Genomic DNA, 25,533 nt, shown 5'->3' on the forward strand with positions numbered 1-25,533 from the left:
CGACAGTAGCATTTTTCGTTCTGGGCAATCAGTGGGTCCTTCGGCCAGATAAAGGTTGCGCTCGATTCAGAGAGGTCTAGTGTTCATCACTGGAGGTGGCCCATGAATTCTTCAGATCGCATCGAACGCAAGATCCTGCTCAAGGCCGACCCGGCCCAGGTCTGGCAGGCGCTGAGCGAGGCCGAACGCTTCGGCCGCTGGTTTGGCGTGGCCCTGGCCGGCCAGCAGTTCATACCCGGCCAGCGGGCCCGGGGCGCGGTGACCTACCCAGGCTATGAGCACCTGACCTGGGATGTCCTGGTGGAGCAGATGCTGCCCCAGGAGCTGTTCTCCTTCCGCTGGCACCCCTACGCCATCGATCCCGCTCAGGACTATTCGGCAGAGCCCAGCACCCTGGTCCGGTTCGAACTGGAAGAGCACGCCGGTGGTACCTTGCTGCGGGTCACCGAGTCGGGCTTCGACGGCATTCCCGCCGAGCGCCGGCTCAAGGCCTTTCGCATGAACAGCCGGGGCTGGGACGAGCAGATGAGCAATATCGAGAACTACCTGCAGCAGGGTTGAAACAGGCAGTTGCAAGCGGCACGTTGCAGAGCCAGGCCTGTCGCCTGAAACTGGCCGCTTCCCGTCTGGAGCAGCCCCTTGTTCGAAACCTATATGAAACGCTGGCGCCTGACGCCCGATGGCGATCCCATCGTCACCCCGGGCAGCCGCCTGTTGCCGGTGCGTCTGCAAGACGGTGCGCCGGCCATGTTGAAGATTGCCCTGGATGAACACGAGCAGGCCGGCAACCGGCTGATGGCCTGGTGGGCCGGGGAGGGGGCGGCGCGGGTTCATGCCCAGCAAGGCGATGCCCTGCTGATGGAGCGCGCCATGGGCAAGGGTTCGCTGATGCGCATGGCCCTGGCGGGCCAGCACGATGAGGTCAGCCATATCGTCTGCGCCACCCTGCAACAGTTGCACCGGCCACGGGCACAACCGCGGCCGCCGCTGGTGTCGCTGGATCGCTGGTTTGCCGACCTGCGCGAGGCGGCGCCGCAGCAGGGCGGGTTGTTCCTGCGCTGCCTGGCCGAAGCCGAGCACCTGTTGGCCACGCCCCGGGAACCGGTGGTGCTGCATGGCGATATACACCACGACAATGTGCTGGACTTCGCCGAGCGCGGCTGGCGGGTGATCGACCCCAAGCGGGTCCATGGCGAGCGCACCTTCGATTTCGCCAACCTGATCTGCAACCCGGACCTGCCCAGCGCCACCGACCCTGTGCGCTTTGCCCGCCAGGTGCAGGTGATTGCCCGGGCGGCGCAGCTGGAGCCGCGCCGGCTGGTGCAGTGGGTGCTGGCCTTCAGTGGTTTGTCCGCTGCCTGGTTTCTCCAGGACGATCATCAGCCCGGGGCGCAGCACCAGCTCAAGCTCGCGGCTTTGGCCGCCCAGGCACTGGAGGGGTGAACTAGGGGTTTGCGTAAGTGCGGTATAGCGAATTTCCTACACGCGCTGTAATTCAATGCGCCTTCTGCGCACCGGGCTTTGTGTTTAATCTTCTTTCCCACAACTGCAGCGCAGGAAGCGCTCAGGATCAGGGAAGGTCGACCATTAGCACGGATGCTGCAGACAGGAAGTCATGATGGTCTTGGAAAAAACCCGCTTCGGCGGGTTTTTTTTCGTCCGGCATTTCGTGCCTGCAGCCTGGGTGTGGTGGCCGCTTTGATACTTCACGCAGCGGAACATGAACGTGGCAGGTTCTTTTCAGCCCGACGCTAAGCGCGGGCTTCTGCAGGTGTGCTTAGCGGGTGATTTCGTTGCGGACCTTTTCCAGAGCCTGCTCCAGCAGCGGCAGGCCGATGGAGCCCAGGGCCAGGCGCAAGGCCTGGGGCACATGGGCGGTGGTGGCGAAGGGCTCGGCCGAGGTCACCGTTACCCCCTGATGTTCCAGGGCCGCCACCACGGCATCGGCCCGCCGTCCTTCCGGCAGTTTCAGCCAGAGAAAATACGATGAGCCATAGGCCTGGTAATCGCAGCCCTTGAGCACCCTCCGGGCCAGTTGCTGGCGGCTGCGGGCATCGTTGCGCTTCTGTTCTTCCAGGCTGTCCACCAGCCCCGACTCGATCCAGCGACAGCCCAGGGTCACGGTCAGCGACGGGGTGCTCCAGGTGGACACGCGGATCGCCCGTTCCAGGGCCGGGATCATCTCCAGGGGCGCGACGATAAACCCCAGGCGCAAGCCCGAGGCGACGCTTTTCGACAGCCCGGAAATATACAGCGTGCGCTCCGGGGCCAGGGTCTGCAGCGGCGGCGGGGCCGGTTCGGCGAGGAAGGCGTAGGCGCCGTCCTCGATCAGCAGCAGGTCATGCTCGCGGGCCAGTTGCGCCAGGCGCCGGCGTTCGGCCAGGGGCATCACCGTGCCCAGGGGGTTGTGCAGGGTCGGCATGCAGTACAGCGCCCGCACTGGGCGCCGGCGGCACAGGGCCTGCAGGGCGTCGAGGTCCATCTGGCCGTTGTGCTGGGGCAGCGCTTCGAGGTCCAGGCGATGGACCTGGGCCAGGGTCTTGAGGCCGGGGTAGGTCAGGGCGTCCACTGCCAGGATGTCCCCGGGCTGGAGTAGCGCCAGCAGGCTCACCGCCAGCCCCTGCTGGGCGCCGTTGACGATCAGCACCTGCTCGGCGGCGACGCGGATCTCGCGGTTGCGCAGGTGCCGCGCCGCGGTCTGGCGCTCATGGGGGCGGCCGCCCTGGGGCGAGGAATGCAGCAGGGCATCCAGGTCGCCGGAGGCGGCTATCGCCCGCAGCCCCTCGCGCAGGCTTTCCGCCTGGCCGGGCAGGGACGGGTAGTTGAACGCCAGGTCCACCGAGGCGGCACTGGCCGGGTGCTGTTCCAGGCCCATGCCCCGGGGCAGGCTGGTGTCGCGGACAAAGGTGCCGCGCCCGGGCTCGCCCACCACCAGGCCGATGGCTTCCAGCTCGTGATACACCCGCAGCGCCGTGGCCAGCGCCACCTGCTCGCTGGCCATCAGCGCCCGCACCGTCGGTAGCTGAGTGCCTGGGCACAGCTGGCCGGCGCGGATGCGCTGGGCGAAGTGATCGACGATGGTTTTGTAGCGGGTACGGCGCATGCTCGGCCACCTTGTGTATCTAGAACACTTTTTTGTTTGTATCAGATAGGGCGCCTAATCTAGCGGCTTTTGCGCAGGAGCGCTCACATGCCGGACCTTTCCACCCTGTCGATCTTCCTCGGCGCCGTGCTGCTGTTGCTGCTGTCGCCGGGACCCAACATGGCTTTCGTCATCAGCCACGGCGCAGTCTATGGCTGGCGCGGTGGGGTGGCATCGGGGCTGGGGATCGGCGCAGCGGATATCGGCCTGACCCTGCTCACGGCCACGGGCGTCACCGCCGTGGTGGCCAGCTGGCCGCCGGCGTTCGACCTGATCCGCTATGCCGGGGTTGCCTACTTGCTGTGGCTGGCCTGGAAGGCCCTGGGCCAGCGGGGGGGGCTGGACCTTGCCGATACACCCCGGGTGCCGCTGGCCACGGTGTTTGTCCGGGCCCTGTGCAACAGCCTGCTGAATCCCAAGGCGCTGCTGTTCTTCATGGTGTTCCTGCCGCAGTTCGTGCGCCCCGAGCACGGCAGCATCGCTGTGCAACTGGTGGTCCTGGGCTTGCTGCTGACCCTGGTCAGCGGGGTCTTCCATACCAGCCTGGGGATCTTCGGCGCGGCCTTGCGTCGTGGCTTGCCCGGCAGCGATTCGCGGCTGGCCCGCTGGCAATCCTGGCTGCTGGCGGCGGTGCTGCTGGCCCTGGCCCTGCGCCTGGCGCTGCTGGCGCGTCCGTTCTGATTCATCAGCCAATGGAGTTTGACCATGTACATCGCCGCCTTTATCTACCAGCCGGGCCAGCGCGACGAGGAGTTCCACCGCCTCAGCGCGCTGATCGACGAAATTGCCATCAGCCTGCCGGGCTTCGTCGGCGCCCAATCCTGGACCAGCGCCGACCAGGGGCTGATCAACGCCAGCTATTACTGGGAGGACGAAGCCTCGATCCAGGCCTTTGCCAGCCACCCCAGGCACATCGAAGCCAAGCGCCAGTACCGGCGCTGGTACGCCGGTTATCAGGTGGTGATTTCCAGGGTCGAGCGCACCTATGGCGATGGTGCCATCACCCAGTTGCTGGGCAATGCCCGCCAGGGCCCGGTGCGCCGTGCCTGAAGGCTCAGCCGGCTGCCAGCCGTGCGGCCGCGCGCAGGGTGATTTCCCGGCGCTTGTGCAGCGAATCCGCGGCGCGCTGGCGGGCCTGCTGCACCACGCTGGCGGGGGCGGTATCCGGGCTGCCGGCATTGAACGGTGGCGCCGGGGCGTACTCCAGTTGCAGCTGTACCCGCTGCGCGGTGGCGGCGTCGAACAGTTCGGCGGCCAGGGTCAGGGCGAAGTCGATGCCGGCGGTGATACCGCCGCCGGTCAGCAGGTTGCCGTCACGCACCACCCGCTCATGCACCGGTATCGCCCCCAGTGGCGCCAGCAGTTCGTGGTAGGCCCAGTGGGTGGTGGCGCGCTTGCCCTGGAGCAGGCCCGCGGCGCCGAGCACCAGGGAGCCGGTGCACACCGAGGTCACGTAGCGCGCCCGGGCGGCCTGTTGGCGGATGAACGCCAGGGCCTGCGGGTCTTCCATCAGCGCCCCGACCCCGGTACCGCCGGGGATGCAGATCACATCCAGCGGCGGGCAGTCGGCGAAGCTTGTGGTGGCCTGCAGCACCAGCCCCGAGCTGGCCACCACCGGCCCCGGCTCCTTCCAGATCAGGTGCACCTGCACATCCGGCAGCGAGGCCAGTACGTCGTGGGGGCCGGTCAGGTCCAGTTGCTGGACTTTGGGGAACAACAGAAAACCTATCTGCACTGCCATTGCCTGTTCCTTGTGTCGATAAAGTGGACGGCTTGACTCTAGCGCTCTAGGATTTGGCGCATACGCCAACCAGCCCTCGATTTACGCCAACCATGCCCACTGCGCCGAAAAACGTGTTTGTCCTGGCCTTCGCCAATGCCCAGTTGCTGGATGTCAGCGGGCCGCTGCAGGTGTTCGCCTCGGCCAATGACCGGGCCCGCGGCCTGGGCCTGCCCTTGCCCTACCACCCGCGGGTGATTGCCAGCCCGGGCGGGGCGACCCTGAGCTCCTCGGGGCTGGCGCTGCTGGCCGAGCCGCTGCCGCTGCCGCAAGAGCCCTGCGACACCTTGATCGTTGCCGGTGGCTGGGGCGTCTACGAGGCGGCCCGTGATCCTGAACTGGTGGCCTGGGTGGCGGCCCGGGCTGCGGCGTCACGGCGGGTGGCGTCGGTCTGCACCGGGGCCTTTCTGCTGGCCGCCAGCGGCTGGCTGGACGGGCGCCGGGTGGTCACCCACTGGACCCGCTGCGAGCAGTTGGCCGAGCAATATCCGCAATTGCAGGTGGAGGCCAATCCGATCTTCATCAACGATGGCCCGGTGTGGACCTCGGCCGGGGTCACCGCCGGCATCGACCTGGCCCTGGCCCTGGTGGAGGCCGACCTGGGGCGCGCAGTGGCGCTGGAAGTGGCGCGGCAACTGGTGGTGTTTCTCAAGCGCCCGGGGGGCCAGTCGCAGTTCAGCGTAACCCTGTCGCTGCAGAACCAGGGTGGGCGTTTCGACCGGCTGCACGCCTGGATCGCCGAGCACCTGGACCGCGAACTGACGGTGCCAGTGCTGGCCGAGCAGGCGGGAATGAGCGAGCGCAGTTTCGTCCGTCACTACCGCGCCGACACCGGCCAGACCCCGGCCCGGGCCATTGAACTGATCCGTGTGGAATGCGCCAGGCGCCTGTTGGCCGACAGCACCCTGCCGATCAAGCGCATCGCCGCCCAGTGCGGTTTCGGTAGCGAGGAAACCCTGCGTCGCAGCGTGCTGCGGGCCCTGGGCGTGACGCCCCAGGCCTACCGCGAACGCTTCGCCAGCATTGTGCAGCCCTGAGCGCGGGTTTCAGCCTTCTACCAGGCTTAGTTGGCCGTCGGCATACAGCACTTCGCGACCGATCCAGGTCGGGTCTACCTGGGGCAGTACCGCCGAGGGCTTGCGCAGTTCGCGCAACAGGGTCGAACCGTGGGACAGGCGCCCGCCCATGCGTGCGATCACTGCCCGGGCCTGCTGATAGTGGGCATGGCGCCCGGGGTCGAGGGTGTCCTCCAGCAGAATGTCGACCCCCAGCACGCCCTGGACCTGGCCCGGGTAGATCATGAACCCCGCCGCCTGCTCGCTGCCTTCGCGGCCGTCCTGCCAGAAGCTGCCGCCACGGTTGCGCACCTGCTCATGGGGGGCGAACCAGTAGCCGCGATCAGCCTCGGGCACGGCGTGGTGCAGGCGGAAGAAGATCCGCATCAGGTTGTCCCGGTACCACTCGCGCACTTGCAGGTAATAGCCGCGCATGCCCGGCAAGCCCAGGCGGTGGACCAGGGTGATGGCCGGGCTCCAGTGCGGGAAGGCTTGCAACGGCAACTCGGCGCACTGCGGGCGCGGGGTGCCGGGGTCGGTTTCCCAGGGCAGGCGATGGGGGCTGTTGTCCAGGTTGTCGTAGGCGGTGGGCGGACGCCCCAGCAGCGCGCCGCCACTGCTGGCCAGGGCGGTGGCGATGCACAGGTTGCCCTGCACCACGAACACATAGAAGCGGCTGAACCAGTCTGCCAGTTGCTGGCCGTCGGCCCCGGCGGCGTGCAACTGCGCCAGTTCCCGGTCGAAGCGCCGCAGGCCCGGCTCCAGGCTCAGCAGGTGGCCGCGGGCGATGTGCTGCATGCGCAGGAACCGTGGCAGCGAGCGCAACAGGCGCAGGGGCCGCAAGGGCAGCTGCGGGGTGGCGCCGCCCACCTCGCCGGCATAGCTGGAGGAGGGCAGGCCCCAGTCGGCCAGCCGCGCCAGGAACAGGTCATTGTTGATATAGGAAGCACCGCCGAACACTGCGGTGAAGGGCTCGTTGTCCTGCAGTACACGGGCGTCCCAGCGCGCCATGATCGCCGGAATGCTCGCCGCCGCGCGGCGCTGGCCGTACTCGACGAAACGGCTGGGTTGCGGTGGCAGGATCTCGGCGATATTGGCCGCGGTCAGGTGCCGGCGCCAGCCGTAGTCGCTGATGGGGCGGTACTGCAGCAGCCACAGTTGCTGGCCGTCCCAGGCCCATTCCACATCACCGGGCACGTAGTGGAAGGTCTTGAGCACCCCTTGCAGGAAGTCCCACAGGGCGCTGGCGCTCAGGCCTCGGGTGGTGGCGAAATGGCCGCTTTCCCAGGCCGCGCCCAGGCGTGAAAGGATCGCCCGCTGCGGGCTGACCTGACCGTCGGCAAGGCTTTCCAGATGGCCCTCGACCCACTCCAGTTCCACCGCCAGGTGACGGACGAAGGCGATCCCCGACAGGGTCGGCTGGATAAAGCGCTGCACCACCACTTCCTCGACCCCGGCATCGCGCAGTTCGCTGATGCGCCCGGGCACTTGCTCGCTGGGCACCCGCAGGTAAGTGGTGCTCAAGCCGGCATTGGCAGAGTCGGCCTGGTCCTCGCCGTAGCTGGAGGAACGCACCGCCCACAGCGCCGCAGGCTGGCTGGCGAGCAGGACCGGCAGATGCGGGTCGCTGGCGCTGTCCAGGGACAGGGCGCTGGGCACCGGCTGGCCGGCCAGCTCCGCCAGGCGCAGGCGGCCGCCCTTGGTGTGGGCGACGAAGCCGTTGTCGGCGGATTCCAGCCAGGCGACGAACTCGGCGGGGTGGTCGATCCAGGGGTAATGGCCCCAGCCCGGCCGCAGGCTGACCCGCAGGTCGGCCCGGGCCAGGATGGCCGACCAGGCTGCGGCCTGGGCAATCCCCAGCAGCCGGTCCTGGTCGCCCCAGACCAGTTGCACCGGGTCCTTGATCCACTCCAGCAGCGGCAGCGCGGTATCGGCCCGCAGTTGCTCCCACAGCGGTACGAAGGCCCGGCACCGACCATAGCCGGCGCCCATGCGCCGGTACTGCTGGGCCGACCACGGCTGGCGCGAGAACTTGCCAGCGAACAGGGTCGGTTTATGGCTGAGCAAGCCATGAATCAGCAAGCGCGCGGGCAGCGGCGACATCAGCGCCGGCAAGCGCCGTTGCCAGAGAAAGGCCCCCACCGGCGACAACAGCACACTGCGGCAGAAGTGCCCCGGGCGGCGCTGCATGGCGTGCAGCACGATCAGCGCGCTGACCCCCACCGCGACAATCCCCTGGCCCGGCTCGGTCATGCCCAGCAGGGCCTCGGCGTATTCACCCAGGTCCTGGCAGGGCGGCAGCGGGTTGTCGCCAAACCCCGGCAGCTCCAGGGGCTGCACCTGATAGCGCTGGAAGTGCGGCAGGGCATCGTCCCACCAGTCGGCGGCGCTGCCATTGCCCGCCAGCAGGTACAACAGGGGCTTGCTCATGGGCATTCCTCAGCTCAGGTCAGGTCGCGCAGGGCGGCGTCCAGGGTTGGGTAACGGAAGCGGTAGCCGGCCTGCAGCAGGCGCGCCGGCACTACCTTCTGGCCATCGAAGAACAGCTCGGCCATCTCCCCGGCCAGGGCCCGTACCGGCGCAGCCGGCACGTGCAGCCACACCGGGCGCTTGAGCACCTTGCCGACAGTAGTGGCGAAGGTGCCCTGGCTCACCGCTTCCGGCGCCACCATGTTGTAGGTGCCGGACAGGGACGGGTCGTTCATGGCCCGGGCCATCACCTGCAACACGTCGTCGCGGTGTACCCAGCTCATGATCTGCCGGCCATCGCCCATGCGTCCGCCAAAGCCGAAATGGAAGGGCATCAGCAATGGCTTCAGGGCGCCGCCGGGACCGAAGACGATCCCCAGGCGCAGCACCACCTGGCGCACGCCGAAGCGGGTGGCCGGTTCCGCCGATGATTCCCAGCGCGCGCACAGGTCGGCCATGAAGCCCTCGCCGCGCTCGGCGTTTTCATCCAGGCTCTGGCTGGCGTCGCGCACGCCATAGAAGCCGATGGCCGAAGCCTGGATCCACAGCTCCGGCTTGTGCTGGACGTGTTGCAGCCAGTTGAGCAGGGCTTCGGTGGTGCCGACCCGGCTGGCCAGCAGTTGCGCCTGGCGCTTGGCCGACCAGCGCGGCCCGGCCACCGGGGCACCGGCCAGGTTGATGATCACGTCGAAGGCTTCGCCGTGGCCCAGCTTGCTCAGCGAGCGCAGGCAACGGGCACGACCGTCGAACAGGTAGGCGGCGCGCAGCGGGTCCCGGGCCAGCACGCTGACCGTGTGCCCGGCATCCAGCAGTTGGTTGACCAGGGTCTCGCCGATAAAACCGGTGCCACCGGTGACCAGCACCCGCTTGCCGCTGCCACCGGCAAAGGGGTTGGCGCCCTGGCCCTGGCGTTGCAGGCGCAGCGCCGCCAGGCCGTCGCGGATGCCCGAGGCGGTGACGCCCACGGCGAACAGGCTCAGGGCCCAGCCCTGCCAGCCCAGGTCGATGGGATTCAAGGCACTGGGCAGGCGTGACCATTCCAGCAGTTGCAGGCCGTACAGGGCGAAGAAGGCCCCGGCGTTGATCGCCAGCACGGTGTGCATGATGCGTTCGATGGCCGGCAGCTTGCGGCTGCGATCCTCGACCACGAAGTCCCACAGGGTCAGGCCGATTTCCAGGGCGAACAGCAGGGCGATCACCAGGGCCCAGATGCCCTGGAACGCCAGGTGGGCGATGCCCATGAACAGCACGCCGTAGAAGCACGAGCGCAGGGCATGGATGCTGAGCTCCTTGCGGGCGCTGTGACGCTGCGGCAGAGCCACGGTGAGTTCGTGATGGTAGAGAGTATCCAGGGCGCCGAGCACGCCCTGGGCGAGCAACAGGGCGATAGCCCACTGCAGGATTGGCAAATCAGCCACGATGGTGAAGTCCTTTTACGAGGGAAGACGAGAGGTACGGCGGTCGTGGCGCTGCAGCCACAGTAACGGCGGCAGCAGCACCAGCAGGGCGAAGCTGTCGATCCACAGGTGGGCGGTCATGTTCATCTGCCAGGACAGCCACATGTCCTGGGGCGCCCACAGCACAATCCCGGCCATCAGACAGGCCCAGGCGGCAGGGGCCCGCAGGCGGTTGCCCAGGTGCACCAGCCCCAGCAGGAACAGCGAATAGCTTTGCAGGGTGGCGCCGAACAGCCCCAGCCACCAGATCTGCTGGGCCCGCGCCGGTGCCGGCGCGGCGGCGCCCCAGAAGGCCTGTTCGATGCCCGCGAGGTAATCGTTGAACAGGCCACTGTGGCCGGCCCAGGTCAGCAGCAGCCCGGCCAGCAGGTGGCCGGCGCCGACGGCATACAGCCAGAGCACCAGGGCCCGGCGCAGGCCGGGTCGGGGAGAAGCGGCGACAGATAACATTCCATGTCCTGTGGGGGGATCGAGGCCGCGAAGTGTACCGATTTTTTCCGGCCCATGGCGTGCGCCGGTGCCCATCTCAGGGCTTGCCGAGCAACTCCAGCAGCGCGTCGAGGGTGGCTTGCGGCGCTTCCTGGGGCAGGTTGTGGCCGATCCCCGGGAGGATCCGCCGCTGATAGGGCCCACTGAACAGACCGACATCGGGGTCCGGCTCGGTGGCCGGGCCGACGCCGTCGTCAGCGCCGCACAGGGCGATGGTCGGCACCCGGATCGGCGGTTGCGCCTCCAGCGCCCGCTCGATGCTTTCCAGGCCCGGGTCGCCCGGCACATAGCCGAAGCGATGGCGGTAGGAATGGATCACCACCGCGACGAAGTCCGGGTTGTCGAAAGAGGGCGCGCTCAGGCCATAGAGCCCCGGCCCTTGTTTCCAGGTTGGCGACCACAGGCGCCACAACAGCTCGCAGAATTCCCGGCGGTTGGCCGTCAGGCCGTCCACCCCGCGCTGGGTATTGAAGTAGTACTGGTACCACAGCCGCAGCTCGGTCTCCGGCGCCCGGGGCTCGATGGCCCGGGGAATGTCCTGGATGTTGTAGCCGTCGGCGCTCATCAGGCCCTTGACCCGCTGCGGCCACAGCGCCGCGACGATGCACGCGGCGCGCCCACCCCAGTCGTAGCCGGCGAGGGTGGCCTGGGGCAGGTGCAGGGCGTCCATCAGCTCCAGCAGGTCCCGGGCCAGGGCCGCCTGCTGCCCGGAGCGCATGATCTGCTCGCTGACAAAGCGCGTCGGGCCGTAGCCCCGCAGGTAGGGAACGATGACCCGATAGCCGCGCTCGGCCAGCGGCGGGGCGATCTCGTCGTAGGCCCGCGGGTCGTAGGGAAACCCGTGGAGCAGGATCACCGGTTCGGCGCTGCGCGGGCCATGTTCCTCATAGGCGATATGCAGGCTGGGGGTGCTGACCTGGTGCAGGGAGGCTGGGCTGGGCATGACGACTCCGGATCCGGTGGGCCGGGAAAAGCTAGCGCAAAACTTGCGTGCTGTCCTCAAGCCTTAGCGGCATGCAGCCCGTGGGCGTCGCGCCAGCAGCCGGCGGATGTCTTCCAGGGAACTGTGGCCCTACGGTTCGGGGTTGATGTGCACGTAGCAGCGCAGGCCGCCGGTGAAGCTCATGAGGGGCCTGGTGAAGGAGCGCGAGTGCGGACTCTAGCGCTGTGTGGCCCGCAAGATCGCCTTCGCCGGCAAGCCAGCCCCTAGAGTTCGTCGCTGCGGGCCAGGTGCTTGAAGTGATGCCGCCACAGGTCGATGCCCAGGCCGCCGCTGCGGTCCAGGGACGAACCAACGGTCAGGTCGGTGAGCAGGGTCGGCTGCAAGCCGGCATCGAACAGGGCAAAACCTGCGGCCAGCACGCAGGTGTCGGTCTGGATACCGCACACCAGCACGCGCTCGGGGGCGAGGCTTTTGAGGTGCTCGAGAATCTCCGTCGTCGGCCCGTAGCCGTGCTTGATGAAGACCTTGTCGGCGGCCACCAGGCTCTGGTCATCCACCGCCGGCTGCCAGCCCAGTTGCCGGGCGAAGGGCGTGCGGCTTTCATCATGGCGCTCCACCGTGGCCACCGAGGGCATGCGCCCGAGCAGGCGGTTGATGCCGTCCACCAGCCACTGCGGAGGGTTGAAGCAGGGTTGCACGTCGATGATCAGCAGCACCTGGTTCATGACGCTTGCCCCAAACGGGCCGGCTGGCGCAGGCCGATGCAGTTGCCCCAGGGGTCCTGCACCTGGCAGATCGAGTCGCCGCCTTCAATGACCATGGGCCCGCGATACAGGCGCCCACCCAGCCCGGTCAGGCGCTGCACCTGGCCGGGCAGATCGGCGACCTGCCAGTACACCACCGTGCCCGCCGGCCCCTGGCCGACCTTGGCGTCGCAGGGGACGATTTCCAGGGACAGGCCCGCGAGCTGCAAATGGCCGAAATCATCCGGCTCGTGCAGCACCCGGCGGGCCTGGGGAAAGGCCTGGGCGTACCAATGGGTGGCGGCACGCCAGTCGGCGGCATGGATCATCACGGCGATGATCGGCGAGTCGGGCATGGGGCGAGTTCCATTTCTGTCGGGCACCAAGGGAAGAGCGCCCCGGTCTCAGCACCGGGGCCGGGCTCAAGGTTGCCAGACGCTCTTGTCGCCACTCAAGCGCCGGTCGAGAAAACTTGCCGCGCTGATCAGCGCCAGGTGCGTCAGGGCCTGGGGCGTGTTGCCCAGGTGGCGGCCGTGGCTGTCGAACTCCTCGGCGTACAGGCCCAGGGGGTTGGCGTAGCGCAGCAGTTGCTCGAACTCCAGGTGCGCCTGCTCCAGGCGCCCGGCCCGGGCCAGGCATTCGACGTACCAGAACGAGCAGGCGGCGAAGGCGCCTTCGGTGCCGGCCAGGCCGTCGATCTGGCTGTCGTCATTGCGGTAGCGGTAGACCATGCCGTCACGCACCAGGCTCTTTTCGATGGCATCCAGGGTCGCCAGCCAGCGCGGGTCCTTGGCGCTGACAAAGCGCACCAGGGGCATCAGCAGCATCGAACCGTCCAGGGCGGTACTGCCGATGTGCTGGACAAAATGCCCGTGCTCCTGGTTCCAGAACCGGCTCCAGATATCGTCGTAGATGGCTTGCCGGGTCTGGTCCCAGCGGGCGAAGGGGGCCGGCAGCGAACGCTTGGAGGCCAGGCGGATGGCGCGGTCCACCGCCACCCAGCACATCAGCCGCGAGTGCAGGAAGTGGTGCTGCTCGCCGCGCATCTCCCAGATGCCCACATCCTTGCTCTGCCAGCTGTCACAGACCTGGTCCACCACCTGTACCGTGTGTTTCCAGCCTTCGTGGGAGATGGCCTCGCCGTACTTGTTCACTAGGTACACCGCATCCAGCAGCTCGCCGAAGATATCCAGCTGCACCTGGTCGTAGGCCTGGTTGCCGATGCGCACCGGTTGCGCGCCGCCGTGCCCGGAGAGGTGCCCAAGCTCGGTCTCCGGCAACTCCTGGCGGCCGTCGATGCCGTACAGGATATTGAGCTTCATCGGTTGCCCATGGCAGTCGCTGACCCGGCCCCGCAGCCAGCCCATGTAGGCGTTGGCCTCCTCGACGAAGCCCAGGCGCATGAAGGCGTAGACGGTGAACGAGGCGTCGCGTACCCAGGTGTAGCGGTAGTCCCAGTTGCGTTCGCCGCCGGGGCTTTCCGGCAGGCCGAAGGTGGCCGCCGCGAGGATCGCGCCATGGCGCCTGGAGGTCAGCAGTTTCAGCGCCAGGGCCGAACGGTTGACCATCTCGCGCCAGCGGCCGCGGTAGTTGGACTGGCCGATCCAGTCGCGCCAGAACTTCAGGGTGCGCGTAAGGTGCAGCTCGCTATCGCCGTGCCGCACCCGCAGATCGTCGACGCCACCGAGGATGAATTCGGCGCCCTGGCCCTGTTGCAGCACGAACTCGGCCCGCGCCGAGTCCCGTTCAAGGTAAAGCGGCTGGTCGCCCAGCAGGCGCAGCCCGGGCTGCCCGGGGGCTTCGAAGCACACCGAGTCGCCTTCCTGTCGTGCCCCGGTGGCGGCCCGCCCATAGTCCAGGCGCGGCGCACAGTGCAGGCGCAGGGTGGCCTGGCCGCTGACCACCCGTACCCGGCGGATCAGCAGCGGCAGCTGCTCGGGGTCGTCGTCGATGGTCAGCAGGTCGGTGACTTCCACCACCGCCTCGGTTCCCAGCCAGCGGGTCTGCAGGACGTTGCTGTCGGGCAGGTAGATCTGCTGGCGCCGGGCGTCGGCCAGCACCGGTGCCAGTTCGAAGATCCCGGCGGCGGGGGAGTCCAGCAGCGAGCAGAAGATGCTCGGGCTGTCGAACTCCGGCCAGCAGAAGAAATCGATGCTGCCCTGGTCGTCGACCAGGGCGGCGCTGCGCATGTCGCCGATGATGCCGTGGGCGTCGATGGGGCGTTGTGCCGTGGGATGCTGCTCAGCCATTGCCGCGAAACTCCGGATAGAGGCTCATGCCGCCGTCGATGAACAGGGTGCTGCCGACCACATAGTCGGAGGCGTCCGAGGCCAGCCATAGCGCGGCATTGGCCACATCCTCGGGGTCGCCGACCCGGCCGTAGGGAATCAGCTTGAGCAGTTCCTGCTCTGCCGCGCCCTCGGTGGCGGTGCGGTTGATGGCGGTGCGGATCGCCCCCGGGGCGATGCCATTGATGCGGATCCGCTGCTGGCTGACTTCCTGGGCCAGGGTGCGCATCAGCATGTCCACGCCGCCCTTGGAAGCCGCGTAATTCACGTGCCCGGCCCAGGGAATCAACTGGTGCACCGAACTCATGTGGATGATCTTGCCCGCCGCCTTGGACACCCCGGCGCGCACCCCCTGGCGCTGGAAGATGTTCAGCGCCGCGCGAGCGCAGAGGAACTGCCCGGTGAGATTGACGCCGATCACCCGGTTCCAGTCGTCCAGGCTCAGGCTGGCGGCCGGCCCATCCTTTTGCAGGCCGGAATTGGCCACCAGGATGTCGAGAAAACCAAAGGCCTCGATGGCCTGGGCGAACAGCGCCTCGACCTGGGCCTCATCGGCTACATCGGCGCCAATGGCAATGGCCCGGCCGCCTTCGGCATTGATCCGCGCGGCCAACTGCTCGGCCGGCGCGGCCTGGGAGTTGTAGTTGAGCACCACGCTGGCACCGGCCGCCGCCAGGGCGATTGCGGTGGCGGCGCCAATGCCGGAGCTGGCGCCAGTGACCAGGGCTACCTGCTGGTCGAGGGATATCTGCATGCACTGCACTCCTGTCGCCGCTGTCGAAGGCCGGGGCTGATGCGCCCATGCGACACGCAACGCATCAGTGGCCCCTGTTGTGCTGACCCCGGACGCGGTTCAGGAGTTCAGTTCAGCGCGGTGGTTGCAACCCGCGCAGTAGCAGCTCAAGCGCTTGCAGGGCTTGTTGCAGGCGTTGCCCGGGCTGCTCGGCGGCGGCGATCCACAGCGCCGCGTCCACCAGGCTGCCATTGATCAGGCGCGCCAGGGCCTGGCTCGGCGCGGGCGTGATCAGCCCGGCTTCGACCAGCGCTTGCAGGCGGCGGCTGAGGGAGTCGATGCAGTGTTCCTCGGCTGGCTGCCGTTGCCCCAGCACGGCCCGGGCATCCTGCAGGACGATGCGGCGGATTTCGGCTTCCTGGGCCATTTCCAGGTAGGCCCGGCAGCGCTGGGCAAAGCCTTGCCAGGGATCACTGGCCGCTGCGGAAATGGCCTCCAGGCGCTCATCCATTTCACTGTCGATCTGCTCCACCACCGCCGCCAGCAACCCCTGCTTGTCACCGAAGTGGTGATACAGCGCGCCTCGTGTCAGCCCGGCTTCGGCGGTCAGGTCGTCCATCGAGGTCTTGGCGTAGCCCAGGCGGGCAAAGGCCTGGCGCGCGCTGGCAATCAGCCTGGCGCGGGTTTGCTCGATCATCGCGGCGCGTGGGCGGCTGCTCATGGACACAGTTCTCCAACAAATGGCGGGTTGACATACGAGGCGTATGTTTACATGATTTTTAACATACGAGGCGTATGTGTTTCTGCTGTGCCTGCCCTTTGTGGCAAGTTGCAGCCCCCCAAGGAGTCGTTGTAAATGGCAAACCCCTACCGCGAACTGTTCAAGGCCCCCGGCAGCCGGGCCTTTGTGCTGGCCGGGATGATCGCGCGCATGCCGATCTCCATGACCGGCATCGGCCTGATCACCATGCTGGCTCAACTGCACGGCGGGTACGCCCTGGCCGGCTCGGTGGCGGCGACGTTCGCCCTGGCCACGGCGTTCTGCGCGCCCCAGGTATCGCGCCTGGTGGACCGTTACGGCCAGAGCCGGATATTGCCCCTGGCCGCCGGCCTGGGGGGCGGGGCGCTGCTGGCCCTGCTGCTGTGCACCCGCTTGCAGGCCCCGCATTGGACCCTGTTCCTCTGCGCTGCCCTGGCCGGCTGCATGCCCAGCATGTCGGCCATGGTTCGTGCCCGCTGGACCGAGCTGTACCGCGGCCAGCCGCAGCTGCAGACCGCCTATGCCCTGGAGTCGGTGCTCGATGAGGTCTGCTTCATTGTCGGCCCGCCCTTGTCGGTGGGCCTCAGCGTCGGCCTGTTTCCCGAAGCCGGGCCCCTGGCGGCGCTGCTGATGCTGGTGCTGGGGGTCAGTGTGTTCGTCATGCAGAAAAGCACCGAACCGCCGGTCCATCCCCATGAGGAAGGGCACGCTGGCTCGATCATTCGTTCGGTGGAAATCCGCCTGCTGCTGTTGCTGATGACCGCCATGGGCACCATCGTCGGGGTGGTGGACGTGGTCAGCGTGGCCTTCGCCCAGCAACAGGGGCAGCCGGCGGCAGCGAGCATTGTGCTCTCGGTGTACGCCATCGGCTCATGCCTGGCGGGCATCGCCTTTGGCGCCCTGAAACTGGCCACGCCCTTGCCCCGGCTGTTCATGTACGGCGGCATCGCCACGGCGCTGACCACCTTGCCGCTGCTGCTGGCGAGCAACATCCTCGGCCTGTCCCTGGCGGTGTTCGTTGCCGGACTGTTTTTCTCGCCGACCCTGATCGTCGCCATGGCCCTGGTGGAACGCAGCGTGCCGCCGGCCAAGCTCACCGAGGGCCTGACCTGGCTGGTCACCGGCCTGAGCATCGGCGTGGCCCTGGGGGCCGCGGGGTCCGGAGCGCTGGTGGACCAGTTCGGCGCCCGCAGCGGCTTTTGGCTGGCCCTGGCGGGCGGCGCGGTGGTACTGGGGGCGGCGTTGCAGAGCTATCGGCGCATGCGCTGAGCTGATCGGTGGACTAATTTGTTCCCCTCGTGCTGCGTTTCTTTAGCGTCCATCCGTCGAGGGAATAACCGTGACTCAGTTGAACCTGCTGTGCCTGCCGTATTCCGGCGCCAGCGCCATGGTCTACAGCCGCTGGCGCCGCAAGCTGCCGCAGTGGCTGCACCTGCAACCGCTGGAGCTGCCCGGGCGTGGCGCCCGTTATGCCGAGCCGCTGCACACCGACATGCGCGAGCTGGCGCGGCAGCTTGCCCTGGAAATCCGGGGCACGCTGCGCACGCCTTACGCCCTGTTCGGCCACAGCCTGGGCGCTTTGCTGGCCTGCGAACTGGCCCATGCCCTACGCGCCCTGGGGTGCCCGGAGCCGGTGGCGCTGTTCGCCTCGGGCACTGCTGCGCCGACCCTGCGCACCGAATACGACCGGGGGTTTGCCGAGCCCAAGACCGATGAGCAACTGATCGAACAGTTGCGCACCCTCAACGGCACCAGTGAAGAAGTGCTGGCCAACCAGGAACTGATGAGCCTGACCTTGCCGATCCTGCGGGCCGACTTTCTCTTGTGCGGGCGCTTTCGTCCGGTGCAACGGCCACTGCTCAATTGCCCGGTGCATGTGCTGGGCGGCAAGACGGATCGCGCCACCACCGAGCAACTGATCGGCTGGAGCAAGGAAACCCACGGCAGTTTTTCGGTGGACATGCTGGCGGGCGGGCACTTCTTCATCCACGAGCACGAGGCCAAGGTGCTGAGCCTGCTCAAGGGCCATCTGGAGGTGCATCGCCGCCGCCACCTGCAACCGGTAGCCGCGGTTTCCTAGCGGCTACACACTTGCTTGCTGTAGCCACTGGCGCAGGCTGCGCACGGCCCGCAGGGAGGCAAGAATCCCGAGCTCGCCAGGGGTTCGGCTGGCGATCGCCAAGCAAGGTCCGGCGGGCCTTTGTGCAGCTTCGCGGCCTCGGCAGCGGCTACAGGGAAGAGGGTGGGGCGGTTGGTGGGGCTCAACCCAGGGAGCTGCCCAGGCGCCAGTAGCCCATCAGGGTCAGGTTGCGACGCTCCTGGCCGCGCTCGTTGATCAGGTGGCGGCGAATGTTCATCACCGTGGCCGACTCGCCGGCCACCCAGGCGTAGAAATCGTTGTCCGCCGGTTGGGCGGTTTCCCAGAGGCGTTGTTCGTCGTTGCGTTCGGAAACCTTGATCGGCCGGCGCTGGCTGTTGGCCGGCGGCAGTTCGGCCAGCTCCCGGGCGGCATGGATCAGGGTTTCGCCATGGCGTGCGCCCAGCAGGTCCCGGGGCAACCAGTTGATCCGCGCCAGCGGGTGGCAGCGCAGGTCGATGCAATCGCTTTCATAGGGCACTTCGATAAACGCCTGCACATCCGGATGGTCCGGATAACCCTGCAGTTCTTCCAGAATGCCGGCAATCGCCGGCAGCGCGGTTTCATCGCCCATCAACAGCACCTTGCGGATCCCCGCCGGCGGCAGCCATTCATAACCACCGGGGTCGCCGCTGTAGGCCTTGTTCGGCACCACCATCTGCAGGCGGTCGCCGGGCCGGGCATGGGTGGCCCAGGCGGAGGCCGGGCCGTTGACCCCGTGCAGGACGAAATCCACATCCATTTGCGCAGGGTGCAGGCGCAGGGCGCGAATGGTGTAGGTGCGCATCGGCGGTTGCTGCTCGGCCGGCAGCTTGCGCCGGGCCGCCTGCCAGTCGCCTTCCACCGGCAGTTGCGAGGGCGTGCCATCGGCCCCGGGAAACAGCAGCTTGATGCGCTGGTCCGGTGCCAGGGTGCGCGCTTGGGCGATGTCCTCGCCGGTAAACACCAGGCGGGCCATGGACGGGCTGAGGTGGATGCGCTGCTTGAGCTCGACGTTGATTACCCGGTAGCCCTTTGGCCTGGACCGGTCGATGCCGGTCAGTTTGCGCAAGCCTTGGGTGAGGAGGCCGGTCAGCGATTGAGCGGAGGACATGGGCGGGTACCTGCTGCAAGGGGAGGATAAGGAAGGAACGAAGGATGAGCGGGGTGATTTACTGCCGGCGGCGCCTGCCCAATCACCCTGAGGGGCCCGCAAGCGGGTTGTTCTGGCGCTGTGCGGGGTTAATTTTCCCCGGCCTTCATCCGTTCCGTAGGGATGACCGAGCCAATGCTCGATACCCAACAAGTAAGTACGGATGACTCCCGATGAATGCAGAAGACTCCTTGAAGCTCGCCCGCAGATTCATTGAACTGCCGCTGGAAAAGCGCCGGCTGTTCTTGAAGGCTCTGGACAAGGAAGGCGTCGACTTCTCTCTGCTGCCGATTCCGGCGGGGGTTGCGGTGCCTGATCGCCAGGCCCTGTCCTATGCGCAGCAGCGCATGTGGTTTCTCTGGCAACTGGATCCGCAGAGCGCGGCCTACAACCTGCCCAACGCGGTCCGCCTGAGCGGGCCGCTGGACCGGGCAGTGCTGGCGCAGGCCTTCGACTGGCTGCTGGAGCGGCATGAGAGCCTGCGCACGGTCTTTGCCCTGGAGGACGATGAGCCTCGGCAGGTGATCCAGGAGGCGCGGGTCGACATCGATTATCGCGAGCTCTGCGACCTCGACCCGGCGCAGCGCGAAACCAGGGTGCAACACCTGGCCGACGCCGAAGCGCGCCGGCCCTTCGATCTGCAACAGGGGCCTTTGCTGCGGGTCTGCGTACTGGGCCTGGGCGAGCAGGAGCACGTGATGCTGCTGACCCTGCACCATATCGTCGCGGATGGCTGGTCGATGGGGGTCTTGATCGAAGAGTTCCTGCACGCCTACGACAGCCTGCTCCAGGGTGAGGTGCCGAACGTCCCGGCGCTGCCGATCCAGTACCGCGACTACGCCCTGTGGCAGCGCAGCTGGCTGGAGGCAGGGGAGCAGGAGCGGCAACTGGACTACTGGCGCGCCAAGCTGGGTGACGAGCATCCGCCGCTGAAACTGCCCACCGACCATCCGCGGCCGGCCCATTCCAGCCGCCAGGGGCACCGCCTGGATTTTGCCCTGGAACAACCCCTGGCCCAGCAACTGGGCGCCCTGGCGCGCCAGCAGGGGGTGACCCTGTTTGCCGTGCTGTTGGCCGGCTTCAAGCTGCTGCTATCGCGCTACAGCGGCCAGCAGGACATCCGGGTCGGCGTGCCCATCGCCAACCGCACGCGCCAGGAAGCCGAGGGGCTGATCGGTTTCTTCGTCAACACCCAGGTACTGCGTACCGAACTGAGCCCGCAATTGACAGTGCAGCAACTGCTGGCCGATATCCGCGAGACTACCCTGGGCGCCCAGGCCCATCAGGACCTGCCCTTCGAGCGCCTGGTGGAAGCCCTGCACCTGGAGCGCAGCCTGAGCCACAGCCCGCTGTTCCAGGTGCTGTACAACCACCAGCCCCAGGTCACCGAACTGACCACCTTGCACAGCCGCTCCGGGCTGCAAGTGCAGGCCTTGCCGCGCAACGAGCGCACGGTGCAGTTCGACTTGACCCTGGACACTTTCGAACGCGGTGGCCAGTTGCAGGCCGCCTTCACCTACGACTGCCAGTTGTTCGAAGCGCAGACCATCGAGCGCATGGCCGGCCACTGGCAGAACCTGTTGTGGGCGATGGTGCGCGAGCCGCAGTCGGCGCTTGCCGAACTGCCGCTGCTCAGTGCCCAGCAGCACCGGGGCTTCCTGGCCCAGGGGGCTGGCGCAGAAGAGGTGTTCAGCGCCGAATCGGTGCTCGAACTCTTTGCCCGCCAGGTCGCCGCGCAGCCCGAAGCACCGGCCCTGGTATTCGCCGGGCAGTGCCTGAGCTACCGCGAACTGGACCTGCGTGCCAGCCGTCTGGCCGCAGCGCTGGTGGCGCGCGGCGTGGGGCCGGAAGTGCCGGTGGGTATCGCTGTGGAGCGTTCCCTGGAGATGGTGCTGGGCCTGTTGGCGGTGCTCAAGGCCGGCGGTGCCTATGTGCCCCTGGACCCGCAATACCCCGAACAGCGCTTGAGCTACATGCTTGAAGACAGCGGCGTACGCCTGCTGCTGAGCGAGACGGCGGTGCAGCCGCGGCTGCCGGTGGCGGCCCGGGTCGAGGTGCTGTTGCTGGATCAGGCACAGGCCTGGGCGCCGGACAGCGATCCGCTGGCAGCCTTGCCCGGGATGGCTGCCGGGAACCTGGCCTATTCGATCTACACCTCCGGCTCCACCGGTGCCGCCAAAGGCGTGAGCATCACCCACGGAGCCCTGGCCAACTATGTGCAGGCGATCATCCAGCGCCTGCCGCTGGGGGCTGCGCGCACTATGGCCGTGGTCTCGACCATCGCCGCGGATCTTGGTCACACCACGCTGTTCGGCGCCTTGTGCTCCGGCAGTTGCCTGCACGTGATCGACCTGGATACCGGGTTGGACGCCGACGCCTTCGGCGCCTACCTGCACACCCACCAGATTGATGTATTGAAGATCGTCCCGTCGCATTTGCAGGCGCTGATGAGTGGCGAAGAACCGGCCCGTTCCCTGCCGCGCCAGTGCCTGGTGCTGGGCGGCGAGGCCTGCCCGGCGGCTCTGGTCCGCAGGATCGCGACCCTGGCACCGGAGTGCGCGGTGTTCAACCACTACGGCCCCACGGAAACCACGGTCGGCGCCCTGACCATGGCCGCCGCCACGCTGGCGGCCGAGCGGGCGGTGGTGCCCCTGGGCCTGCCGCTGGCCAACGTCCGTGCGCGGGTGCTGGATGCATCCTTGCAACCGGTGGCGCCCGGCACTCCGGCCGAGCTGTACCTGGGTGGCGCCGGCCTGGCGCGGGGTTACCACCAGCGCGCGGCCTTGACCGCCGAGCGCTTTGTGCCGGACCCCTTCAGCGGCGACGGGCAGCGCCTGTACCGCACCGGTGACCTGGCGCGCTATCTGGACGGCGGGGTTATCGACTACCTGGGCCGCATCGACCATCAGGTGAAGATCCGCGGTTACCGTATCGAGCTGGGGGAAATCACCGCGGCCCTCAAGCAGTTGCCCCAGGTCGAAGACGCCGTGGCACAGGTGGTCAGTGTGGCGGGCGAGTCGCAAGTGGCGGCCTATGTGGTACTGGCCAAGGCTCAGGAACCGGAGGCGGCGTGGCAGGAGATCCGCCGGCAACTGGCGGTGGCCTTGCCCGACTACATGCTGCCCATGCATTTCCTGGCGTTGGCCGGCATGCCCTTGACCCCCAACGGCAAGCTCGACCTGCGGGCCCTGCCGCCATTGCAGCAGCAGGCGCCGGTGGAAGCCTTTGTGGCCCCGGTCAGCGAGCTGCAGCAGGGCATCGCGGCGATCTGGCAGGCGGTGCTCAAGGTCGAGCGGGTGGGCCTGGGCGACAACTTCTTCGCCCTGGGTGGCCATTCATTGCTGGCAACCCAGATCATGTCCCGGGTGCGTCGCCTGCTGGGGGCGGACGTGCCGCTGCGGGTGCTGTTCGAAACCTCGCGCCTGGACGAATTCGTCGAACAGGTACAGGCCTGCGCGGGCGCCGCGGCACTGCCGCAGATCGAGGTGCTGGAGCGTGATGGGCCCTTGCCGGCCTCCCATGCCCAGCAGCGGCAATGGCTGTTCTGGCAGATGCATCCGCAGAGCACCGCCTACCACACGCCGATCGTGGTCCGTTTGCAGGGGGAACTGGACCAGGCTGCCTTGCAGCAGACCTTCGATGCCCTGGCCCAGCGCCATGAAGCGTTCCGCACCACCTTCACCCAGCATCAGGAACGCCTGTGCCAGGTGGTGCATGCACAGGGCGCGATCAGCGTGGCCTGGGAGCGATTGACGCCGGGCCTGCCCCGCGAAGCCGTCCAGGCCCGCGCCCTGGAGGAGACCCAGCAACTGTTCGATCTGGAGCGCGGGCCCCTTTGCCGGGCCCGGGTGCTGCAGATCGCCGAGCGCGATTACCTGCTGGTGGTGACCTTGCACCACATCATTTCCGATGGCGCCTCCATGAGTGTGCTGGCCCGGGAATTCGTCGCGTTGTACCGCGGCTTGATCCAGGGGCAGGCACCGCAGTTCGAGCCGTTGAGCGTGCAGTACGCCGACTACGCCAACTGGCATCGCAGCTGGCTGGAGCAGGGCGAGCAACAGCGCCAGCTGGATTACTGGCGCCAGCAACTGGGGCTGGAGCATCCGGTTCTGGAGCTGCCTCTGGATCATCCACGCCAGGCGCTGGTCTCCCACCGCCAGGAACGCCTGGGCCTGCGCCTGCCGGCGGACCTGGAGCAAGGGTTGCGGCGTGTGGCGCGGGAACATGACATGACCCTGTTCCAGCTGTTCCTGGGGTCGTTCGCGTTGCTGCTGCACCGTTACTCCGATCAGCCGGATATCCGCATCGGGGTGCCGGTGAGTAATCGCCGCCACCAGGAAATGGAAGGGGTGATGGGCTTCTTCGTCAACACCCTGGTGATGCGCGTCGAGCTGGCGCCGAGCCTGCCGGTGGGGCAGTTGCTGCGTCAGGTCAAGGCCACGGCCCTGGCCGCCCAGGCCCATCAGGACCTGCCGTTCGATCGTCTGGTGGATGCCCTCAAGCCCCAGCGTGCGCTGGACCAGAACCCGTTGTTCCAGGTGATGTACAACCACCTGAGCATTGCCGGGGAAAGCACCGACGGCACCAGCCTGCCGGGCCTGCAAGCCGAGGAAATGGTCCTGCAGGGCGGTACCGCGCAATTTGACCTGACCCTGGAAACCCTGGAGACCGACGCCGGGATCAACGCTTCGTTCATCTATGCCGGCGAATTGTTCGAGGTCTCCACCGTCCAGAGCCTTGCCGATCACTGGCGCAATCTGCTGCAAGGCATGCTTGAACCGCAGCAAGCCCTGGGCGAGCTGCCGATGCTGGGCCAGGACGAGCAGCGCCGCATTCGCCAGGAGTGGGACCACACCGATGTGGTCTACCCGACCGAGCGTTTTGTTCACCAGCTGTTCGCCGATCAGGCGGCCAAGGCGCCGGATGCACCAGCGGTGTTCTTCGCCGAGCAGCGCCTGAGCTATCGCGAGCTGGATATTCAGGCCAACCAGCTGGCGCACAAGTTGATCGAACTGGGCGTTGGCCCGGAAGTGCGGGTGGCCATCGCCATGCCGCGTTGCGCGGAAATCATGGTGGCCTTCCTGGCCGTGCTCAAGGCCGGCGGGGTTTATGTGCCGCTGGATATCGAGTACCCCCAGGACCGCCTGCGCTACATGATGCAAGACAGTGGCGCGTGGCTGCTGCTGACCCAGAACCATCTGCTGGATCGCTTGCCGATTCCTGAGGGGCTGCCGACCTTGTCGGTGGAACGGGCCGCAGATTTTGCCGGCTACCCGGCCAGCGCCCCCCAAGTGGATCTGGCCGAGGAAAACCTCGCCTATGTGATCTACACCTCCGGCTCCACCGGGCTGCCCAAAGGCGTGGCGGTGTCCCATGGTCCATTGGCCATGCACAGCCTGGCCACCGGCGAGCGCTATGAAATGAGCCCGGCGGATTGCGAGTTGCACTTCATGTCCTTCGCCTTCGACGGCTCCCACGAAGGCTGGATGCACCCGCTGATCTACGGCGCCAGCGTGCTGATCCGTGATGACAGCCTGTGGTCGCCGGAATTCACCTACGAACAGATGCACCGCTACGGCGTCACCGTGGGTGTGTTCCCGCCGGTGTACCTGCAACAACTGGCGGTACACGCCGAGCGTGACGGCAATCCGCCGGCGGTGCGGGTGTACTGCTTCGGCGGCGATGCAGTGCCCCAGGCCAGTTACGATCTGGCGTGGCGAGTGCTGCGTCCGAAGTACATCTTCAACGGTTACGGCCCGACTGAAACCGTGGTTACGCCATTGATCTGGAAGGCCAAGGCGGGCGATCCGTGCGACGCGGCCTACGCGCCTATCGGCAATATCGTTGGCAACCGCAGCGCCTACGTGGCCGATGCCAACCTCAACCTGTTGCCGGTTGGCGTGGCGGGTGAGTTGTACCTGGGTGGCCTGGGCGTGGCCCGGGGTTACCTGGATCGTCCGGGGCTGACGGCCGAACGCTTTATCCCTGACCCCTACAGCACCACCGGCGCCCGGCTGTACCGCAGCGGCGACCTGACCCGCTACCGCACCGACGGCCTGGTGGAATACGTAGGCCGTGTCGACCATCAGGTGAAGGTGCGGGGCTTCCGTATCGAGCTGGGCGAGATCGAAGCGCGCTTGCTGGAGCAGGACCCGGTACTGGAAGTGGCGGTGATCGCCCAGCCAGGGCCGAGCGGCCAGCAGCTGGTGGGCTACATCGTGCCGGTGGACGCCGAGGTGGCGTTGAGCAACGAGCGCCAGGCGCAGTTGCGCGAGAGCATCAAGGCGCGCCTGCGCGAGAGCCTGCCGGACTACATGGTGCCGACCTACCTGCTGTTCCTCGAAGCGCTGCCGCTGACGCCGAACGGCAAGCTGGACCGCAAGTCGCTGCCGAAAGTCGATGCGC

At 67.4% G+C, this 25,533-nt stretch carries 20 protein-coding genes; 8 read left to right on the top strand and 12 right to left on the bottom strand.

The features are described from left to right. The first annotated feature begins 102 nt into the window (after nt 1–102). Together BLS75_RS31160 and BLS75_RS31165 are read left to right on the top strand one after the other, a co-directional pair. Nucleotides 103–561 (top strand): SRPBCC family protein, encoded by a 459-nt coding sequence (locus tag BLS75_RS31160; RefSeq protein WP_011062395.1) that lies wholly within the window; start codon nt 103–105, stop codon nt 559–561. A gap of 78 nt (nt 562–639) precedes the next feature. Beyond that, entirely contained in the window at nt 640–1,443 is an 804-nt protein-coding gene (locus BLS75_RS31165) for an aminoglycoside phosphotransferase family protein (protein WP_011062394.1), read from the top strand. A gap of 334 nt (nt 1,444–1,777) precedes the next feature. Here the strand turns inward: BLS75_RS31165 and BLS75_RS31170 are convergent, their stop codons facing one another. Continuing rightward, nucleotides 1,778–3,103, bottom strand: coding sequence for an aminotransferase-like domain-containing protein (locus tag BLS75_RS31170; protein WP_072453070.1), 1,326 nt, complete (start codon nt 3,101–3,103; stop codon nt 1,778–1,780). A gap of 87 nt (nt 3,104–3,190) precedes the next feature. Between BLS75_RS31170 and BLS75_RS31175 the strand changes: the two genes are divergently transcribed. Further along, nucleotides 3,191–3,823, top strand: coding sequence for a LysE family translocator (locus BLS75_RS31175; protein ID WP_072453067.1), 633 nt, complete (start codon nt 3,191–3,193; stop codon nt 3,821–3,823). A gap of 24 nt (nt 3,824–3,847) precedes the next feature. Continuing rightward, nucleotides 3,848–4,192 carry an antibiotic biosynthesis monooxygenase family protein gene (locus tag BLS75_RS31180; protein WP_011062391.1) on the top strand — a complete coding sequence of 115 codons (345 nt, stop codon included), beginning with the start codon at nt 3,848–3,850 and terminating at the stop codon, nt 4,190–4,192. A gap of 4 nt (nt 4,193–4,196) precedes the next feature. Here BLS75_RS31180 and inhA read toward each other — a convergent pair whose 3' ends face one another. Then, nucleotides 4,197–4,883 carry an isonitrile hydratase gene (gene inhA / locus BLS75_RS31185; protein WP_072453065.1) on the bottom strand — a complete coding sequence of 229 codons (687 nt, stop codon included), beginning with the start codon at nt 4,881–4,883 and terminating at the stop codon, nt 4,197–4,199. 92 nt (nt 4,884–4,975) lie between these two features. Between inhA and BLS75_RS31190 the strand changes: the two genes are divergently transcribed. Continuing rightward, on the top strand, nt 4,976–5,959 hold the full coding sequence (locus tag BLS75_RS31190) for a GlxA family transcriptional regulator (RefSeq protein WP_072453064.1): 984 nt from the start codon (nt 4,976–4,978) through the stop codon (nt 5,957–5,959). 9 nt (nt 5,960–5,968) lie between these two features. On the opposite strand, the gene BLS75_RS31195 is transcribed toward BLS75_RS31190, so the two are convergent. The 9 genes from BLS75_RS31195 to BLS75_RS31235 all read right to left on the bottom strand — a co-directional run bounded on the left by BLS75_RS31195 (nt 5,969) and on the right by BLS75_RS31235 (nt 15,820). Continuing rightward, nucleotides 5,969–8,407, bottom strand: coding sequence for an alpha/beta fold hydrolase (locus BLS75_RS31195; protein ID WP_072453061.1), 2,439 nt, complete (start codon nt 8,405–8,407; stop codon nt 5,969–5,971). A 14-nt stretch (nt 8,408–8,421) separates the two neighbouring features. Continuing rightward, nucleotides 8,422–9,864, bottom strand: coding sequence for a TIGR01777 family oxidoreductase (locus tag BLS75_RS31200; protein ID WP_072453059.1), 1,443 nt, complete (start codon nt 9,862–9,864; stop codon nt 8,422–8,424). A gap of 15 nt (nt 9,865–9,879) precedes the next feature. Next, nucleotides 9,880–10,353 carry a hypothetical protein gene (locus BLS75_RS31205; protein ID WP_065363168.1) on the bottom strand — a complete coding sequence of 158 codons (474 nt, stop codon included), beginning with the start codon at nt 10,351–10,353 and terminating at the stop codon, nt 9,880–9,882. A gap of 76 nt (nt 10,354–10,429) precedes the next feature. Beyond that, nucleotides 10,430–11,335 carry an alpha/beta fold hydrolase gene (locus BLS75_RS31210; RefSeq protein ID WP_072453056.1) on the bottom strand — a complete coding sequence of 302 codons (906 nt, stop codon included), beginning with the start codon at nt 11,333–11,335 and terminating at the stop codon, nt 10,430–10,432. 263 nt (nt 11,336–11,598) lie between these two features. Continuing rightward, entirely contained in the window at nt 11,599–12,060 is a 462-nt protein-coding gene (locus BLS75_RS31215; protein ID WP_011062384.1) for a cysteine hydrolase family protein, read from the bottom strand. Further along, nucleotides 12,057–12,434, bottom strand: coding sequence for a VOC family protein (locus BLS75_RS31220; protein ID WP_011062383.1), 378 nt, complete (start codon nt 12,432–12,434; stop codon nt 12,057–12,059). The genes BLS75_RS31215 and BLS75_RS31220 overlap by 4 nt, the downstream gene beginning before the upstream one ends. A gap of 66 nt (nt 12,435–12,500) precedes the next feature. Continuing rightward, the gene (locus BLS75_RS31225) at nt 12,501–14,327 is read right to left on the bottom strand and encodes a glycoside hydrolase family 15 protein (RefSeq protein WP_065363171.1); all 1,827 of its coding nucleotides are present in this window, start codon (nt 14,325–14,327) and stop codon (nt 12,501–12,503) included. Next, nucleotides 14,320–15,120, bottom strand: coding sequence for a glucose 1-dehydrogenase (locus tag BLS75_RS31230; RefSeq protein ID WP_011062381.1), 801 nt, complete (start codon nt 15,118–15,120; stop codon nt 14,320–14,322). The genes BLS75_RS31225 and BLS75_RS31230 overlap by 8 nt, the downstream gene beginning before the upstream one ends. 112 nt (nt 15,121–15,232) lie before the next feature. Continuing rightward, nucleotides 15,233–15,820, bottom strand: a complete 588-nt coding sequence (locus BLS75_RS31235; RefSeq protein WP_011062380.1) for a TetR/AcrR family transcriptional regulator — start codon at nt 15,818–15,820, stop codon at nt 15,233–15,235. A gap of 135 nt (nt 15,821–15,955) precedes the next feature. Between BLS75_RS31235 and BLS75_RS31240 the strand changes: the two genes are divergently transcribed. Further along, nucleotides 15,956–17,128, top strand: a complete 1,173-nt coding sequence (locus BLS75_RS31240) for an MFS transporter (protein ID WP_011062379.1) — start codon at nt 15,956–15,958, stop codon at nt 17,126–17,128. Nucleotides 17,129–17,198: 70 nt separating this feature from the next. Beyond that, the gene (locus BLS75_RS31245) at nt 17,199–17,939 is read left to right on the top strand and encodes a thioesterase II family protein (protein ID WP_015636428.1); all 741 of its coding nucleotides are present in this window, start codon (nt 17,199–17,201) and stop codon (nt 17,937–17,939) included. 181 nt (nt 17,940–18,120) lie between these two features. Here BLS75_RS31245 and BLS75_RS31250 read toward each other — a convergent pair whose 3' ends face one another. After that, the gene (locus tag BLS75_RS31250) at nt 18,121–19,089 is read right to left on the bottom strand and encodes a siderophore-interacting protein (RefSeq protein WP_011062377.1); all 969 of its coding nucleotides are present in this window, start codon (nt 19,087–19,089) and stop codon (nt 18,121–18,123) included. Between the two features lie 212 nt (nt 19,090–19,301). On the opposite strand from BLS75_RS31250, the gene BLS75_RS31255 reads away from it, so the two are divergent. Continuing rightward, nucleotides 19,302–25,533: non-ribosomal peptide synthetase (locus tag BLS75_RS31255; RefSeq protein ID WP_143031449.1), on the top strand; the 6,232-nt coding region annotated here is incomplete at its 3' end.

Origin of the sequence: Pseudomonas sp. NFPP12, from assembly GCF_900103205.1 — a bacterium.
Lineage (GTDB): Bacteria > Pseudomonadota > Gammaproteobacteria > Pseudomonadales > Pseudomonadaceae > Aquipseudomonas > Aquipseudomonas protegens.